An 18,076-nucleotide genomic window follows, 5' to 3' on the forward strand; every position below is an offset into this window, starting at 1 on the left:
CAGAAAAATGGATAAAAAGTTAAATTTATCCGTCTTAAAAGGATATTTGTTATTCTGCCTAAAAAGAAGAGTCTAGCGTTTATTTCTCCTTATTTTTGCTGGCAGTCAATTAAAATAAATGAATCTACAGTTTACACCTTTTTGGCTTGAATTTAAACACCCTTTTGGAGTTTCTTCTAATACCAGGAAAGAGACATTGAGTATTTTTATAAAGTTGGAGGTGGATGGCTATGAAGGCTTCGGAGAGGCTTGTCTGCCGGCCTATTTGGGTGAAACAGAAAAGAATACAGTTGAATTTTTTGGAAAGGCGAGGATGTTTTTGAGAGATATTTCTTCAGGTTTTAATTTGAAAGAACTCATAGAACAAATCAATTTACTGGATTTAGGAAGTAATGCTGCTAAAGCGGCTATTGATATTGCGCTTCACGACCTTTATGGGAAAATTCATACGCAAACGATTGCACAGATTTATGGATTTAAGCGAAAAGAATCTATGGAAACCTCTTTTACAATCGGTATTGATGTGGAAGAAAAACTCATACAGAAAATTGAAGAAGCCAAAGATTTTTCAGTCCTAAAAATTAAAGCGGGAACTAAAAACGATCAGCAATTGATTGAAACCATTCGTAAATACACGAACAAACCGCTTTATGTAGATGTGAACCAAGGATGGACAGATAAACTTTACGTTTTAGAACTGTTGAACTGGATGAAAGATCAGAATGTTATACTCGTTGAGCAACCCATGCCTGTTAGGATGAAAGAAGAAATGTGCTGGGTGACAGAGCGAAGTCCAATAACTACAATTGCTGATGAAAGTGTAAAACGCTTAACCGATTTAGAAAATTTGAAGGGTGAATTTTCTGGTGTGAACATTAAACTCATGAAGTGCACTGGAATTTATGAAGCTATTAAAATGATTGAATTTTGCAAAGAAAATAGCATCAAAATTCTATTGGGTTGCATGGCAGAAAGTTCTTGTGCTACCAGTGCAATGGCTCAATTGATGAGTTTTGCGGATTATATTGATTTGGATGCGCCTTTGCTTTATAAAAATGATCCTTTTGAGGGAGTTACCTATAAAGAAGGCATGGTGTATGTGAATGATTTATCAGGGATTGGGTTCGAACCGAAATTACAAATATTCGAATAAATTGAGTTTTATTAGGTTTCTAAACGGGTAACTCAATTATCAAAAAAATCACCCTTTAAGAGGCAGTAAAATCATCAAATTATCTTATTTTTGTCAGCCTTAGTTGTATATGGTTTTTAGTGGTATAACGTATCTCGTTTATTTTCTCCCGGTATTTATTTTACTCTACCATCTGGTGCCGCATAAATTTAAAAATGCAGTCATTCTTTGTGCCAGTATTTATTTTTATAGCTGGGGCGGACCAAAGTTTATTTTTGTTATTCTTGGAACCACCTTTCTAGATTTTTTATTGGTGAATACCATGCAAAATCAAAAAACACAAAAATCAAAACGAGTTTATTTGATTATTTCTTTGTGTTTAAATCTCGGACTTCTCTTTTATTTTAAATACTGTAATTTTTTCATTGAAAATATCAACGCTGTTTTAGGAACAGAAATTTCCTGGTTAAAGGTTGTTCTTCCAATTGGTATTTCGTTTTACACGTTTGAAAGTCTGACCTATGTGATTGACGTATACCGAGGCGTTCACAAGCCTTTAAAAAACGTGTGGCATTATCAAACCTATATTTTACTGTTTCCGAAATTAATTGCTGGACCAATTGTGAGGTACCACGATATTGCAGATCAAATTACCAATCGTGAAAAAAACTATACGGCAGAAGTAAAACTCAGCGGATTTTTAATTTTTTGTTTGGGACTTGCTAAGAAAACAATCATTGCTAATACTTTGGGTATGCAGGCCGATGCCGTTTTTAAATTAGCGCCTGAAGAAATTGATACTGCTGCTGCCTGGATTGGCGCTATAGCCTACACCTTCCAAATTTATTTTGATTTTAGTGGCTATAGTGATATGGCCATTGGTTTAGGAAAAATTATGGGCTTTAAATTCCCTGAAAACTTCAATAATCCCTACATCTCTGGAAGTATTACTGAATTTTGGAGAAGATGGCACATCACTCTGGGAGCATGGATGAAAAACTACCTCTACATTCCAATGGGTGGAAATAAAGTTTCGAATTCTAAATTGTATCGCAATTTAATTTTGGTGTTTTTATTTTCAGGCTTATGGCACGGCGCTAGCTGGAATTTCGTTTTGTGGGGAGCCTATCACGGTCTGTTTTTAGTCTTAGAACGCTTATTTCTTGGAAGGGTTTTTGAGAAACTCGGAAAATTTATTGCAGTACCCATTACTTTTTTAATTGTGATTACGGGTTGGGTTTTGTTTAGAAACGAAGATTTGGGTTTTGCTGTACACGTGATCAAACAAATGTATTCTTTTGAATTCTTCCACAGCAAATTTGTATTGAACAACGATTTTATTACCATGGCAATTGTGGCTACTTTAATTTCCTTCTTCACAATTACAACTAAAACAAAAGAAATTCAGAATAAAATATATGGGGAAAGTTTTTCTCCGTCTGCTAAATGGGCTGTGCTTGTTTGTGGAGTAATATTGTATTACGTTTCTTTAAGTTATGTTTCTGCTTTAGATTTTAATCCATTTATATATTTTCGATTTTAATGGCAGCGAAAACTAAGACATATTCTATTCACTGTGTGCTTGCTTTTATAGCAATACTTTTTCCGCTTTTAGCAACACTTACCAATACAGATGACAAACCAAACTTAGTTGGACTGGTAATCAATAACGAAAAACCTGTTTTCTCATGGTCTGATTGGTTTACTGGATCTTATCAGGAAGCACGCACTGACTACAACAATGATCACTGGGCCTTTAAAGAAAAAATGGTTAGGCTTAATAATCAGTTCTACTATAAAGCGTTCAATCAGATTCGTGTAAATAATTTTGTAATTGGGAAAGAGGATTATGCTTATAGTGAAGGTTATATTTTTTCGGCCTTTGGAGATGATTTAATGCCAGAAGAAAAAGTAGTTTCTCTTCTTGAAAAAGCAAAAGTGATTCAGGATATCTTAAAGAAAAAGGGAATTGATCTTTTGCTTGTCTACGCTCCTGGAAAAGGCGCAGGCTGTAAAGAATTCGTGGAAGATAAATATGTGCATGAAGTTAAAAACACAAATCATAATTTATTTGTTTCTAATAGCAAACGTTTAAATATTAATCATCTCGATTTGTACGCTTATTTTGAAAAATTAAAACCAATTTCTCCCTATCCTTTGTTTCCGAAATTCGGTCACCATTGGAGTTATTACGGAGAATGCTTGGCTGTTGATACCATTATTAAACACATTGAAGATTTACATCATTGTGATATGCCAAATATATTCTGGAATACCGTTGATGTAATCGATACGGCTCGTAATCGTGATGCAGATGTATTAAAGAGCATGAATCTGTATTCAAATCCTTCTCAGGACATGAAATTAGCGTATCCGCAAATTGCTTTTGAAGACGATAGTTTGAAAAACACAACACGTGTTCTTACGGTTTCTGATAGCTACTGGTATGGACCGGTTTATATGGGTATTAATCAAAAGGCTTTTGCTTATGGTGAGTTTTGGTATTATTATAACCGCGTGGTTCCTTCGCGCGTTGCTGGGCAGAAAACCGAAGTGTGGGAATTGGATCTGAAAAGTGAAATTGAAAACAATCAAGTGATCATGCTTTTATATTCTGATGGAAATCTTCCAGGCTACGGTAACACATTTATACAAGATGTCTACGAAATGTACACTTCTCCGAACTCATTTTATGTAAAGTTTGAACGTAATAAACAAATTCAAACCTACGCGAAACAAATTCGAGAAATACCAGGTTTGCTTAAAAAATCTACTTTAAAAAGTAAGGATTTGCAAATACCTTTAGACAGCGCAATAAAATTAGATGCTATGAAAATGGCTGGATTACTGAAATAAAAAATCGCATATAAACTTAAAATGAACGGGATGAAAAGTAAATTAGTATTAGTGTTGATGTTTGTTGCTTATTTAGTAAAAGCTGACGAAGGCATGTGGATGCCACAATTGATTGACGCCTTAAATATTAAGGACATGAAAAAGAATGGCTTTAAATTGACTGCTAAGGATATTTATGACATCAATAAGGCCAGCATGAAAGACGCTGTGATGATATTTGGTGGTGGTTGTACGGCTGAGGTTATTTCAAATAAAGGATTAATTCTTACAAATCATCATTGTGGATTTTCTTCAATTGCTGGTTTAAGCACCGTTGAAAAAGATTATTTAAAAAATGGTTTTTTTGCAATGAATCAAAATGAAGAGATTTCTTGCAAAGGTTTAACTGTTACGTTTATAAAACGCATTGAAGATGTGACAACAAAAGTGACAGAAAATATTGGCGCAAATTTTTCTGAGCAACAAAAAGATTCCACTATTCAAGTAAACGTAAAAAATCTTGAGGCAATTGCAAAAAAAGGAAATCACTACGATGCATTTATCCGTCCCTTTTATTATGGCAATGAATATTATTTATTTGTTACTGAAGTTTTTAAAGATGTGCGTTTAGTCGGTGCGCCACCTGAAAGTATTGGTAAATTTGGTGGAGAGACAGATAATTGGGTTTGGCCAAGACACAATGCCGATTTCAGCATGTTTAGAATTTATGCCGACAAGGACAACAAACCTTCAGAGTATAATACTGAAAACGTTCCTTACAAACCGCAGTATTCATTTCCTATCTCTTTGCAAGGTGCAGAAAAGGGAGATTTCACAATGGTTTACGGTTTTCCAGGTAGAACCCAAGAATATCTAACTTCGTATGCTGTTGAATTACTTGTAGATCAACAAGACCCTGTTAGAGTGATGTTGCGTAAAAAACGTTTAGAGATAATGGAAGAAGACATGAAGAAAAATGACACGCTTCGTTTAATGTATGTAAACCGTTATGCTGGTGTTGCTAATGCGTATAAAAAATGGAGTGGTGAAATGCTCGGACTTAAAAAATCGGATGCAATAAATAAAAAGAAAAAAAATGAAGCAGATTTTTTAAAACTGCTTGAAACTGATAAAGTCAAATCTGAAAAATATTCTAATTTATTTAAGGAGTTTGAAAAAACTTACGCCGACTATGCTTCTTTGAGTAAACAATACGATTATTTTACTGAATGTTTATTAGGCATTGATGGTATAAGAATGACTGGTAGCTTTATGAGTATTTTCGCAGAACTTAAGAAGAAACAGGCTGGGAAAGAAAATAAATTAGTGGATGTACTTAAAAAAACCGTTCCGGCAATTCCTTTCAAAAACTTTAATAAAGAAACGGATAGGAAATTATTTAAAGCCATGATGGATATTTACATGAAAGATGTTGATAGAACCATTATGCCAAACTATCTGGATTCTTTATTTACAGCTTTCAAAAATAACACAAGCGATCTTACTAATTATATATACTCTAGCTCTGTTCTTATTGATAATACCAAAGCAAAGCCAATTTTTGAAGATTTTGAAAAAAACGCTTCTATTGTAGAAAAAGATCCGTTATATATTTTAACCGCAGCGATATACAGCCATTATCAAAAAACAGTGATTCCGCAAATGTCTTACTATGACAAACAAATTAATCAACTGCAACAAGAATACATGTTAGGTTTAAAAGAAAATGTAAAAGATAAAAAGTTTTATCCGGATGCTAACGGTACGTTGAGAGTTGCCTTTGGTAAAGTTTCTGACTATGACGGTAAAGATGGTATCCACTATTTGCATTACACAACCATGGATGGTTTAGTCGAAAAAAATAAAACTGGCGAAGAAGATTTTTATGTAAAACCAAGATTACTTGATCTGTATGCGAAAAAAGACTTTGGACAGTACGCGGATAAAAACGGTAAACTCAGAACCTGTTTTATTGGAAGTAATCACACAACGGGTGGAAACAGTGGTAGTCCGGTTTTAAATGCCAAGGGACAACTAATAGGCACCAACTTTGATAGAAACTGGGAAGGCACAATGAGTGATATTATGTACAATGGAAGTTTTTGCAGAAATATTACTCTTGATGTTCGTTTTACCTTGTGGATGGTGGATAAATACGCTGGTGCAGGCTATCTGCTTAATGAGATGAAGATTATAAAATAAGTTTGTTCTTCATAAAATTAGTGGCAGTTATTTAGTTTTCACCAGTTTATATTTTTCACCACCTTTTATACTGGTACTGATAAAATAAATACCACTTTCCAAAGCATCGGCTGGAATGTGATTAACTCCTTCTACAAGTTCTGCGCTGTAAACCAAACGCCCCAAGTGATCAAAAACTGTTATTTTAATTTTTTGTTTTGATTCTATTGTAAAATACGAACCAGAAGGGTTGGGGTAGATTTTTAATACAGGGCCATCAGGCAACTGATCTTGCCGCATACCAGCACAGGGTGATACATTTACGGTAAAAACACTGGTGCTTTTGCAAGCGCTGTTGGCATGGTTGCCAATAACGGTATAAATTGTTGTAGCAGTTGGCGAAACAACCATACTGAGAGCTGAGGTACCAGTACTCCATGAATAACTGGAAGCTCCCGCTGCAGAATAGATTCTTTTATCTCCGGGGCAAGAATTAAACACGCCGCTGACAGTAAGCATGGGCGCTGAGCTAAGAGTGATTACCTGCACGAGGGTATCAGAATTGCAGTTATAGTTTAATGCAAGTTTTACGGTATAGGTGCCTGATGAAGAAAACACATGCGTTGGATTACTCAAAGTAGATGTGTTTGCAGAACCAGAAAGTGAATCACCGAACAACCATGTTAGACTATTTAGTGGGTAAGCCATAGCCGTGCAACTGTTAGCCGGCTCGTTAAACAAAACCTGGTTACAGCTCATTGAAGAGTTATTAGTAAATGTAAATGGTGCCGCTAAAGATTTAAAATAATTGCTTAAAAAAGCAGGGAGGCCGGAGGATGCAAATTTGGGAGAAAGTACAATAGCGGTATCCTGGTAATTACAAGCCATCCCCAAAGAATTAGGACTATTTATCACATCAACAAATTGCTGTGAGAGGTATTTTGCAACATAAATCTTACCATTACTTGCCAGTTGTAATGAACTAGTGCCTATGGTGGAAGTACTTATAGCCGTTTTTGAAGCAATGATTGCACTGTTGCTTCCAGCACAGAGATCCCATTGATAAATTGGTGAATTAGAAAAAGAGGTGCCACCATAAAATATAGAGCCGTCTGGGGAGAATTCACATCCATACGGTGTCGCCGTAAAAGAACCCAAGGACAACGAATTTGAAAGCACACCACTTGAGTTGTCGAAATCAAAAAGTTCCAAGGCATAGTTCTCATTAATCGCCTGCCCCAGTTTTCTTCCATTAGGGGATATTTTCATTTGACCCACACTATAATAAGTAATATAACTTCCTATTTGTGAAACAACGGGCGTTGGGTTAACTCCAGATGAGGTAAGCAGGTAAGCTCTGAAATTGGAGGAACTTGTTTCATGCGAAAGAATCCACACATCAATTCCGTTGCAATGCCTGGTTGCTGCAAGTTTTTCGGCGCTTGGGGCATAAAGCAGCACATTTTTTGTTATTACCGAACCAGTACCTGCAGCAAGACTCATATCCACAATAGAATACCTCAATCCGTTTGGCAAGCCTTGGTCATCGAGTGTAAAAACATAATAAAGGCTATCTGAACCCGGTTGCTTAATAATTATACTTGATTGTGTACTGGAATAATCCCCCAACAAGCCCGCGCCGTTAGCCATTATCTGGTGTAGGGCATTCCAAATGTATTCGCCGTTAGTATAAAACAATAAATTGCCATTGCTATCGCTTATAGACGCACAACCCTCGTTAGAAAACAGAGAACCATTAGTTACTGCAACAGGCGGGGTAGAATTAAAACTAATTCCAGCATACACACCAAAATACCAATTATTGGTTTCCTTCTGCGAGTATAAAACAGTACAGATAAAAAAAAGAAATATAACTAGTGAGTATTTCAATTTGAATTTAATTGCGGTAATACTAATTTAGCTAAAATACTCCTGCGCCACAGGGATTAACATTTAAATTATAAGTAGCGGTACACGCATCAGGTGAGGTTTGAGTGCCGGTGGTGGCAGTTCCGGAATGGTTAACCGTATTTGGACCTGTTACAGGAGTTCCGTTTATATCAATCAGCACGATGATTATGTTGTAGGTAGGACCAGTACAGCCAGTAATATCAGCGCATGTGAATAGACAAACTGAAGTACCCCCTCCCCCACACTCACAAGCCCGCCTGCACAGGTATTCCCACCATTGTCTAGTAAAGTATATCTGATGTTTACAGTACATCCTGTGGGTAGGCTGTTTTTAAAATCGTATCCCCCATTAGGGTTCATTCCGCAAGTGTTTGAACAAGCGCAACCAGTGATGGTTGGTGTTTGAGCGTTAAGACTGCATACAAATAAGATTGCTAAAAATATTAAGAAGAGTTTGTTGATTTTTAAGTTTTCCATGATTTAGGGTTGAAAGGGTTTATAATGAATCTCTTTAAATCAAATTTAAACAAAGCGACTGAAATTAAGTAAACTGATGTGTTAAAAGAATGGATTTAACAAAAAACCAGAAAGTGGAGCCTAAAATATCTTTAATAAAATCAGTAACGGTTTTAATACCGAATTGCACGAACTTATGCAAATAGAAATTAGAGGGGCAGTTAGCATCACCGAAATTTAGCAGCTTTGTACTGCGTATTTACTTCGTTTTCACCAGTTTATATTTTTCACCACCATTTATACTGGTACTGATAAAATAAATACCAGTTTCTAAAGCATCGGCTGGAATGTGATTAACTCCTTCTACAAGTTCTGCACTGTAAACCAAACGCCCCAGGTGATCGAAAACCGCTATTTTGATTTTTTGTTTTGATTCTATTGTAAAATACGAACCAGAAGGGTTGGGGTAGATTTTTAATACAGGGCCATCAGGCAACTGATCTTGCCGCATACCAGCACAGGGTGATACATTTACGGTAAAAACACTGGTGCTTTTGCAAGCGCTGTTGGCATGGTTACCAATAACGGTATAAATTGTTGTAGCAGTTGGCGAAACAACCATACTGAGAGCTGAGGTACCAGTACTCCATGAATAACTGGAAGCTCCCGCTGCAGAATAGATTCTTTTATCTCCGGGGCAAGAATTAAACACGCCGCTGACAGTAAGCATGGGCGCTGAGCTAAGAGTGATTACCTGCACGAGGGTATCAGAATTGCAGTTATAGTTTAATGCAAGTTTTACGGTATAGGTGCCTGATGAAGAAAACACATGCGTTGGATTACTCAAAGTAGATGTGTTTGCAGAACCAGAAAGTGAATCACCGAACAACCATGTTAGACTATTTAGTGGGTAAGCCATAGCCGTGCAACTGTTAGCCGGCTCGTTAAACAAAACCTGGTTACAGCTCATTGAAGAGTTATTAGTAAATGTAAATGGTGCCGCTAAAGATTTAAAATAATTGCTTAAAAAAGCAGGGAGGCCGGAGGATGCAAATTTGGGAGAAAGTACAATAGCGGTATCCTGGTAATTACAAGCCATCCCCAAAGAATTAGGACTATTTATCACATCAACAAATTGCTGTGAGAGGTATTTTGCAACATAAATCTTACCATTACTTGCCAGTTGTAATGAACTAGTGCCTATGGTGGAAGTACTTATAGCCGTTTTTGAAGCAATGATTGCACTGTTGCTTCCAGCACAGAGATCCCATTGATAAATTGGGGAATTAGAAAAAGAGCTACCACTATAAAATTTAGAGCCGTCTGGGGAGAATTCACATCCATACGGTGTCGCCGTAAAAGAACCCAAAGACAGCGAATTTGAAAGCACACCACTTGAGTTGTCGAAATCAAAAAGTTCCAGGGCATAATTCTCAGTAATCGCCTGCCCCAGTTTTCTTCCATTAGGGGATATTTTCATTTGACCCACACTATAATAAGTAATATAACTTCCTATTTGTGAAACAACGGGCGTTGGGTTAACTCCAGATGAGGTAAGCAGGTAAGCTCTGAAATTGGAGGAACTTGTTTCATGAGAAAGAATCCACACATCAACTCCATTGCAATGTCTGGTCGCTGCAAGTTTTTCGGCGCTTGGGGTATAAAGCAGTATATTTTTTGTTATTACAGAACCAGTACCTGCAGCAAGACTCATATCCACAATAGAATACCTCAATCCGTTTGGCAAGCCCTGTTCATCGAGTGTAAAAACATAATAAAGGCTATCTGAACCCGGTTGCTTAATAATTATACTTGATTGTGTACTGGAATAATTCCCCAACAAGCCCGCGCCGTTAGCCATTATCTGGTGTAGGGCATTCCAAATGTATTCGCCGTTAGTATAAAACAATAAATTGCCATTGCTATCACTTATAGACGCACAACCCTCGATAGAAAACAGAGAACCATTAGTTACTGCAACAGGCGGGGTAGAATTAAAACTAATTCCAGCATACACACCAAAATACCAATTATTGGTTTCCTTCTGCGAGTATAAAACTACAGTGCTAAAAAAAAGAAATATGACCAGTGAGTACTTCAATTTGAATTTAATTGCGGTAATACTAATTTAGTTATAATACTGCATTAATTTAAAGAATTTATGTAGTGGAAATTAATTAAATGTCTTCAATACTATGACGCTTAGGATATATCTATTATACATGTAACTTTATTGTTTTGGAGAAACAGGAATCTTAATTACGTTTACTATGGAAAAAGACACAAAAAAGAATTTCAGACCTGAAAAATTATTGGACCCGTTTAAACCGGAAAATCTATTACATGCGATAAAAAACCCTGACGAAGTGCTTCGTAAGAGTCTGAAATCACTTACAGACATTACCGGGAGTGTTACCGGAATAGATTTTAATTTTTACTCTAAAATAAAAAGCGACGCTAAAGCAAAAAGCGAATACACATTTATTGGAGAAAAAAAATTAGAGAAGGTTAAGCTCCAACTTTTCACCTACAATGAAAATACTTGCGAGGAAAGTGAAAATTTAGATGATTTTGGAAAAATAATTACGGATGATACTGCAAACAAGTATTGGTTAAACTTACACGGAATTCACGATGTAGATTTGATTGAAAAAATTGGAAAAGCACTTAAGTTTGAAAGTCTGACTGTGGGTCAGGTAGTTGATACGACACAACGTCCAAAGGTGGATGATTATGATGACTACATTTATTTTAGTATTAAGTCTATTTTAAAAGGAGAAGACCAACAACTTAACATGGAACAATTGTCTTTTGTTTTAGGTAAAAACTACATTGTTTCTTTTCAAGAAGAAGTAGGCGATCATTTTGATCACATTCGAGAAAAAATGCGTAAAAACCTTGGCTTAATTCGTAAAAGAGAATGTGACTTTTTACTTTCACAATTGTTAGATGCCATACTAGATAATTATTACGAGACACTTGATTTTTTAAATCATGAAGTAACGCTTATAGAAAGAGAAACGCTTACTAATCCAAAACAATCAACACTTTTATTAATTGAGAAAAATAAAAAGGACGTTGATAAAATTAAAAAAGCACTGTTGCCTTTTAAAGAAGCCTTAACCAATATTTTAAAAGACCGCTCACATTTTATCAATGCAAAGAATACAAAGTATTACAGAGATATTAAAAACAGTTGTACAAATGCCATTGAAGAAGCAAACTCCACACAAAGAGCATTAGAAAGTTTGACGAATATTTATTTTTCTGCACTCAGTCAAAAAATGAATGAGACCATGAAAGTGCTGACAACCGTGGCAACTATTTTTATTCCACTGACTTTTATAGCAGGAATTTATGGAATGAATTTTGAATTCATGCCAGAACTCAAATGGCATTATGGCTATTTTGTAATTTGGGGAATTATGATTGTAACACTAATTGGCATGGTGTTTTATTTTAGAAAGAAGAAGTGGCTTTAGCGTATGCCTATCTAATAAATTTTTCTTAACAGCTGTTCGCGGAGTTAAAATTGTAACTCTCTTAAAATTACCTTGGATAAAAAAATCTATCTATCGTGTTTTGCTATTTCAAAACAATCGCAATGTAAATTTTGCGTTAAGTATTTAAACCGTTTTAGTAAGATTTTCCTTTAAAAAATAAAATATTTTCACGATTTTGTATAAGTGAATGAACATTCATTTATATTTGTATCCGAAAATGAGAATAAGAGACGAAAATAAAGAAGCGACCATACGTGAAAAAGCCTTGGAAATGATTGTAAAGGAAGGCTTCGACGGTTTGAGTATGCACAAATTAGCTAAAGCCGCAGGTGTTTCACCAGCCACTATTTACATCTATTTTAAAAATAGAGAGGATATGGTGCAACAACTTTTTAAAGCGGCACAAGAAGCTTTTGCAAGGACTGCTTTAAGAAATTTTGACCCGAATGCTTCTTTAGAAGACGGACTATGGGTGCAATGGAAAAACAGACTTAGGTATATTGAAGAAAATCCTTTTTATTTCAAATTTTACGAGCAGTTTACAAACTCGCATCTCATTAATCATAAAAGTGTAGATATGTCTGAGTTTAAAGAAAACATGATGCTCTTTGTAAAAAATGCCATTAAGCGCGGCGAACTTACGAGAATGGAACCGGAAATATTTTGGTCGGTTGCCTACGGCTCATTTTATTCCCTCGTAAAATTTCATCTACAAGAAAAGAAAATGATGTCTGAGACATTTAAACTAACCGATGCAAAATTAAAACAAACGCTTTCGATGGTTGTTAAAGCATTAAAACCAGAAACAAAATAATATGTTACTCATGGAAAATTTAACCCACATCCTCATTTTTAAAACGAATATAAAAAGCGAGGAAGATAAAACACACATCGCAGAATTCCTTAGCAATAATGGTGACATCGAAGAATGGAGTGTGGATTGTGATGATATTGATTGTGTATTACGAATCGTATCTCACAAATTAGATGCTGAGGGTATTATTAAATTAATTAATCAAAAAGGATTCCGTTGTGAGGAATTAACAGAATAAAATAATGGAGAAAATAACAACAAAAACTAAAAAAGAAAAAACAGTTCCAATCAAGGGAGAACCGTTTACTTCTTACCAAATATTTATTATCGTCATAATGGCTTTATTGCAATTTACGGTAGTGCTTGATTTTATGATTCTAGCACCATTAGGCGATATGCTTATGAAGAATTTGGGTATGACAACAAAGCAGTTTGGAACGGTTGTTTCAGCTTATGCAATCAGTGCTGGCATATCGGGAATTTTAGCAGCAGGTTTTGCTGATAAATTCGATAGAAAAAAACTTCTACTTTTCTTTTATGTTGGATTTACTGTAGGAACACTTTTTTGCGGACTTGCCAATTCGTATCAAACACTTTTTTATGCGCGTATGATCACCGGAATTTTTGGTGGCGTAATTGCAGCAATCTCAATGGCTATTATAACAGATCTTTTTACATTGAATCAAAGGGGTAGGGTGATGGGTTTTGTGCAAATGTCTTTTGCTGCGAGTCAAATTCTTGGGCTGCCTATTGGCCTTGAGCTTGCTACCCGTTGGGGATGGCACTCAACTTTTTTTATGATTGTAGGTTTAGCTGTAATAATGGGAATAACTTTGGTGTTGAAATTAAAACCAATTACTGAACATTTAAAAACTAAAAGCAAGAAAAATGCAATTCAACATTTATGGAACACCATTCAAAAACGAGATTATCGCATTGGATTTCTTGCTACGGCCATGCTCTCGTTGGGAGGCTTTATGATTATGCCTTTTACCAGTGCGTTTTTAGTAAACAATGTTGGAATACTTCAGGGTGATCTTTCGATTATTTATTTGTTCACTGGACTTGCTTCCATTATCATCATGCCAATTGTTGGGAAGTTAAGTGACCGAATAGATAAATTTAGATTATTTACGATTGGTACATTGGTAGCCTGTTGCATGGTTTTAGTGTATACAAATTTGTCTGTAACTCCTATTTGGGTTGTTATTGTCATCAACATGGTTTTATTTATGGGAATTATGAGTCGTATTGTTCCAGCGACGGCTTTAAATTCAGCGATTCCTGAAATGTACGATAGAGGCGCGTTTATGAGCATTAACTCTTCTTTGCAACAAATGTCAGGTGGGGTAGCTGCTATTATTGCTGGCTTAATCGTTTATCAACCTACTAAAACAAGTCCGATTGAAAATTTTGATGTGATAGGATACATCATGGCATTTACTTTTATACTTTGTATTTATTTGATGTATCGTGTAAGTAAGATGATTAAGAAAAGAACCGTAGAACCGGTTGTTGCAGCCGAAGAAATAACAATAGAAGTGTAGACATTTATATCGAATTCAAACTGCATCCAGGTCATAAAAAAAGACCCATCACTAATGATGAGTCTTTTCATTTTTTCGGGTTCAATATTTATACCGATTATATAAAATAGATTGTCTAATTGACTGTGCAACTGTTTTATTTTATCGGCATAACCATTGTAATTTGTTATGTGAGCCCTTTGTACCACTTAACAAATACAATTGGTATTATTCATCAATCCATTTTTCCATTTTAGGAATCCAACCACTTACAGGATCTGATAAAAGTTTTTTACTTCCTGTTTCTCCTTTAGTATATTCTTGTTGCACAATTCCTTCCGCTACTGGGGCAATGTTTTCGCCATCTTTAAAGGCCCAAACAGTCACTTTTAAATCGTAGGTCTGACCTTCTTTTAATTTATCTTTTAATTTACGTAACAATTCAAGGTATGCGTAGTCGGCTGAACCATTGTTATCGATTGGACCTCTGGCATAAAAAAAGTAAAATTGATCCTTATCTTTTTCCATTAAAGGAATATTTTTTGAAAAAAATGTACTAGATTTTCTTAAAGCTTCTCTGTCTGTTTTTTCTCCGGCCATTTCATAGGTAATGTTAAACCATGCACCAGGATGTGTAACAGCAAGAATTTGGTCGAAGTAGGGTTTAAAGGCTAGTGTATTTCCTAATTCTGATTTAGTAATCATCCATTCTAGTTTTTCTTTTGGCTCATAATCCCTATCATTTCTAAAATAATTGGTTCCTTTTGCAAAGGCGATTTTACCTTTGTATTTTTTGTAAGAATCAAAATTCATTAATTTCTCTTTAATCTTAGCAAGGTTCTCTGTGTTTAAAGCGATCATGATCATCTCTACTTTTGCCTGCGAAGTTTCTACATCCCAAGTTTCAAATTTTGATTTTTCTTTGGCGTAAACATCAACAACCGTTCTTTTTGCATCCGGTGGAACAGCATTACCATTGTTGTTATAATCTGATTTAATTTGAGCGAACACACCCGGATCGACTTCTAGTAATTCGACGTAAGTGTTGCTTACAACAGCGTGAAATAATTTTACTTTGTTTTTTTGAAAATAACTTTCTTTCATGGAAAGTGACAATTGCGGGGTTGTTCCTTTCTTCTCAAAGTAATCTAATTTGTTGACTAGTTTACCATCCGCTTCCTTAACGAATCTAAAACCAAATGATCTCTTGTCGATTAAACCGAAGTATTCTCCTGTAACGCCCATTTCATCGGCCTCTTCATTGAAGCTTGAAAACTTTCCAGCTTTTTCACCTTCACCTTTTCCACCACCCTTAGATTCACCCATCTTATCCTTCAGTTTTTTTCCGAACTGAGCCGAAACACTTTCTGTGTTAAAGGCCAATGCTGTAGTCAATGCTACTATTATTAAACTTGTTTTTTTCATTTTGTTTATGTTTTATGTTAAAAATTTAAAGTGACTTTTTGTGTTTGTTTATTGGTATTTCCAGACGCCCCTTGATTACCGTTAGTCCCTCTTATGCCTGTGCTCATGTCAGGCGGACCACCATTCCCTCCTTTTCCACCTTCATTGTTAATCGTAATATTAAATTCGGTAACTGAGGGATCTTTAATAACGGTTACGTTTCCTCCATTACCTCCGTTTCCACCATTCCCTCCAGAAGTTTTACCTTTATATCCTTTTCTTCCATCCATACCACGTCCGCCACCAGCGTAAATAATAAGCTCGGTTGAAGGAGTGAGTTTGTATCGTATTGTTTTTCCATCTGTGCTAGTGATTTCAATTTTATTTATCGGCTCACCGGTTTTTTTATGTTTCACTGTAAGTACTTTCACCGTTACATTATCGGCATGGCCTGCGTGCTGACCGTCAACCCCTTGAAAAGTAACCTCTTTGTTGCTTCTTTCAGAACCATTGAATCCGCCTTTGCTCACGCGAACACCAACATCATAAGTTGCATTAATACTCTTAGTCGCTTTTAGTTGTTTATGATAAACTGAAGTGGCGTTAAATGTAATTACGTCGTTTGGAATTTTTTGAGCATCCGGATCAACATCCACTATTTCTGCTAGATTGCTGCACCCCTCGTGATTGAGAGTGAAATCGCTCCAAGGAAGTTTACCGCCGAGATTTGATGTGCTTAGTTTATCGCCATTTTTTAATGTTGCAATAATTCCATAGGAGATTGATTTTCCAAAATGAGAAATTTTATCAGGTTGATCTATCAGTTTAATTTCTAAGGATGTTACTTCTTTACCTTCTAAAGAATTTAATTTGCGATCTAATTCAACTTGTTTGGCCTGATCTTCCTTTAGTGAAACCTTTGCAGTGGACTGATTTTTAAATGTAGCGACTGCGTATTCTTGGATTGTTTTGTTTACTGTTTCAAGTTCCTCGTTAAAACTTTCCCCTTCCTTAGTAAAAACGAACTTGGTAGTAGCTTGTTGTTTGGCATTCCATTGATGGTAAGCTATGTAATTTTTCTGGAAGGTAAGTCTGAAGTCCTTAAATAGAAAATGCGAAGGATAACCTGGTACATCGGGCTGAAAGAGCTCATCTAAAATTCCAGAGCGTTTTACTAATACGCCAGAAATATTTTTTCCAGATTTGGTAATTTCAATTGGCCATGGTTTACCAACTTTTTCAAATTTATTTTTATCATTTAATTTATATACGACATAGTTACCTGATTCAAAGCCAGCGGCCACATCGTTCTGACTTTCCTGCGCATTCAGTGTATACCCAAGTATAAAAAATAAAATTAGTGTGATAGTTTGTTTCATGATGTTTTCTTCTTTCGAAAACAAACTTAAGCAGGAATAAAACGCTTATTTGGAATTCTTCATTAACAGCCAATTTAATTCAGCAATGGACTAATACGCAATAAATGAAGGATGAGAAATTTAAGAAATTACAGAATTGCACTTTCGAATTCAGCTTTTTTATATTTGGAAAGCTTGGCTGTAAGGCCGTTGCTAAGTTGTATTGTTAGGTCTGATTTCGAATAGTTTTTAATAAATGATTTATTAACTATCCAAGATTTATGTACGCGTAAGAATAATGTAAGTGATTCAAGAATAATTTCGAAATGCTTAAGATTTTTACTAACAGTATATTTTCTCTCAGTTGTATGAACAATACAATACGATTCCTGGGCTTCTATAGCAACGATATGTTCGATCAAAATAAGATTTTGCTGCCCTTTATCGCTAATGATAATATTTTTAAGTTGCTTGTTTTCGAGTGAATTACTTAATAAAGAAAGTTGGTCAGATTGATGTTCGAGATTTTTATTTTCTACTACTCTGCTCACGGCGTTTTGGAGACGTGGAATATCAATCGGTTTTAGAAGGTAATCAATTGCAGCAATTTCAAAAGCACGCACTGCATATTGATCATAGGCGGTAACAAAAATTATTTTAAAATTAATTTCATCAAAAAATTTTACAAGTTCATATCCAGCATGATTGGGCATTTCAATATCCAAAAAAACCAAATCAGGATTTTCTTTTTTAATTGCTTCAACTGCAACCATTACGTTTTCGCATTTAGCAACGAGTTCTACTTCAGGGCAAAAACGAAGTAACAAGTTTTGAAGCACGTCTCTGGCACTTTCTTCATCATCAACCAGTATTGCCCTTAGTTTATTCACAAATAACAAACTTAAATTTCATTTTGTAAAATCTACTATTTAATTTATTAATCAGCTGATTTAGTT

15 protein-coding genes are annotated in these 18,076 nt (G+C 35.4%); 8 read left to right on the forward strand and 7 right to left on the reverse strand.

The window, feature by feature from the left end; genetic code table 11:
- Positions 1-118: 118 nt before the first annotated feature.
- The 4 genes from P2086_RS10215 (at position 119) to P2086_RS10230 (ending at position 6,169) form a co-directional block, all read left to right on the forward strand.
- Entirely contained in the window at positions 119-1,153 is a 1,035-nt protein-coding gene (locus P2086_RS10215; RefSeq protein WP_317896640.1) for a dipeptide epimerase, read from the forward strand.
- A gap of 175 nt (positions 1,154-1,328) precedes the next feature.
- Entirely contained in the window at positions 1,329-2,675 is a 1,347-nt protein-coding gene (locus P2086_RS10220; RefSeq protein WP_317896641.1) for an MBOAT family O-acyltransferase, read from the forward strand.
- Complete coding sequence (locus P2086_RS10225; protein ID WP_317896642.1) at positions 2,675-3,988, forward strand: alginate O-acetyltransferase AlgX-related protein; 1,314 nt, start codon at positions 2,675-2,677, stop codon at positions 3,986-3,988. The genes P2086_RS10220 and P2086_RS10225 overlap by 1 nt, the downstream gene beginning before the upstream one ends.
- Positions 3,989-4,018: 30 nt before the next feature.
- Positions 4,019-6,169 carry a S46 family peptidase gene (locus P2086_RS10230; RefSeq protein ID WP_317896643.1) on the forward strand — a complete coding sequence of 717 codons (2,151 nt, stop codon included), beginning with the start codon at positions 4,019-4,021 and terminating at the stop codon, positions 6,167-6,169.
- A gap of 27 nt (positions 6,170-6,196) precedes the next feature.
- On the opposite strand, the gene P2086_RS10235 is transcribed toward P2086_RS10230, so the two are convergent.
- The 4 genes from P2086_RS10235 to P2086_RS10250 form a co-directional block, all read right to left on the reverse strand.
- Positions 6,197-8,038 carry a T9SS type A sorting domain-containing protein gene (locus P2086_RS10235; protein ID WP_317896644.1) on the reverse strand — a complete coding sequence of 614 codons (1,842 nt, stop codon included), beginning with the start codon at positions 8,036-8,038 and terminating at the stop codon, positions 6,197-6,199.
- A 31-nt stretch (positions 8,039-8,069) separates the two neighbouring features.
- Entirely contained in the window at positions 8,070-8,219 is a 150-nt protein-coding gene (locus P2086_RS10240; RefSeq protein WP_317896645.1) for a hypothetical protein, read from the reverse strand.
- A 5-nt stretch (positions 8,220-8,224) separates the two neighbouring features.
- On the reverse strand, positions 8,225-8,536 hold the full coding sequence (locus P2086_RS10245) for a hypothetical protein (protein ID WP_317896646.1): 312 nt from the start codon (positions 8,534-8,536) through the stop codon (positions 8,225-8,227).
- Positions 8,537-8,774: 238 nt separating this feature from the next.
- Positions 8,775-10,616: a T9SS type A sorting domain-containing protein gene (locus P2086_RS10250; RefSeq protein WP_317896647.1), complete on the reverse strand. Its 1,842-nt coding sequence runs from the start codon at positions 10,614-10,616 to the stop codon at positions 8,775-8,777.
- 169 nt (positions 10,617-10,785) lie between these two features.
- Here P2086_RS10250 and corA point away from each other — a divergent pair, with 169 nt between their 5' ends.
- From corA to P2086_RS10270, 4 genes are all read left to right on the forward strand, one after another.
- Positions 10,786-11,997 (forward strand): magnesium/cobalt transporter CorA, encoded by a 1,212-nt coding sequence (gene corA / locus P2086_RS10255; protein WP_317896648.1) that lies wholly within the window; start codon positions 10,786-10,788, stop codon positions 11,995-11,997.
- A gap of 208 nt (positions 11,998-12,205) precedes the next feature.
- Complete coding sequence (locus P2086_RS10260) at positions 12,206-12,832, forward strand: TetR/AcrR family transcriptional regulator (protein WP_317896649.1); 627 nt, start codon at positions 12,206-12,208, stop codon at positions 12,830-12,832.
- 10 nt (positions 12,833-12,842) lie between these two features.
- Entirely contained in the window at positions 12,843-13,070 is a 228-nt protein-coding gene (locus P2086_RS10265; RefSeq protein WP_317896650.1) for a hypothetical protein, read from the forward strand.
- A 4-nt stretch (positions 13,071-13,074) separates the two neighbouring features.
- A complete protein-coding gene (locus P2086_RS10270) occupies positions 13,075-14,379 on the forward strand; it encodes an MFS transporter (RefSeq protein ID WP_317896651.1) in 1,305 nt (434 codons plus the stop codon).
- A 207-nt stretch (positions 14,380-14,586) separates the two neighbouring features.
- Here P2086_RS10270 and P2086_RS10275 read toward each other — a convergent pair whose 3' ends face one another.
- From P2086_RS10275 to P2086_RS10285, 3 genes are all read right to left on the reverse strand, one after another.
- Positions 14,587-15,783, reverse strand: a complete 1,197-nt coding sequence (locus tag P2086_RS10275) for a hypothetical protein (RefSeq protein ID WP_317896652.1) — start codon at positions 15,781-15,783, stop codon at positions 14,587-14,589.
- Between the two features lie 17 nt (positions 15,784-15,800).
- On the reverse strand, positions 15,801-17,141 hold the full coding sequence (locus tag P2086_RS10280) for a hypothetical protein (protein ID WP_317896653.1): 1,341 nt from the start codon (positions 17,139-17,141) through the stop codon (positions 15,801-15,803).
- A 128-nt stretch (positions 17,142-17,269) separates the two neighbouring features.
- Positions 17,270-18,010, reverse strand: coding sequence for a LytR/AlgR family response regulator transcription factor (locus P2086_RS10285; RefSeq protein WP_317896654.1), 741 nt, complete (start codon positions 18,008-18,010; stop codon positions 17,270-17,272).
- Positions 18,011-18,076 lie beyond the last annotated feature (66 nt).

Origin of the sequence: Aurantibacillus circumpalustris, from assembly GCF_029625215.1 — a bacterium.
Classification (GTDB): Bacteria; Bacteroidota; Bacteroidia; order B-17B0; family Aurantibacillaceae; genus Aurantibacillus; species Aurantibacillus circumpalustris.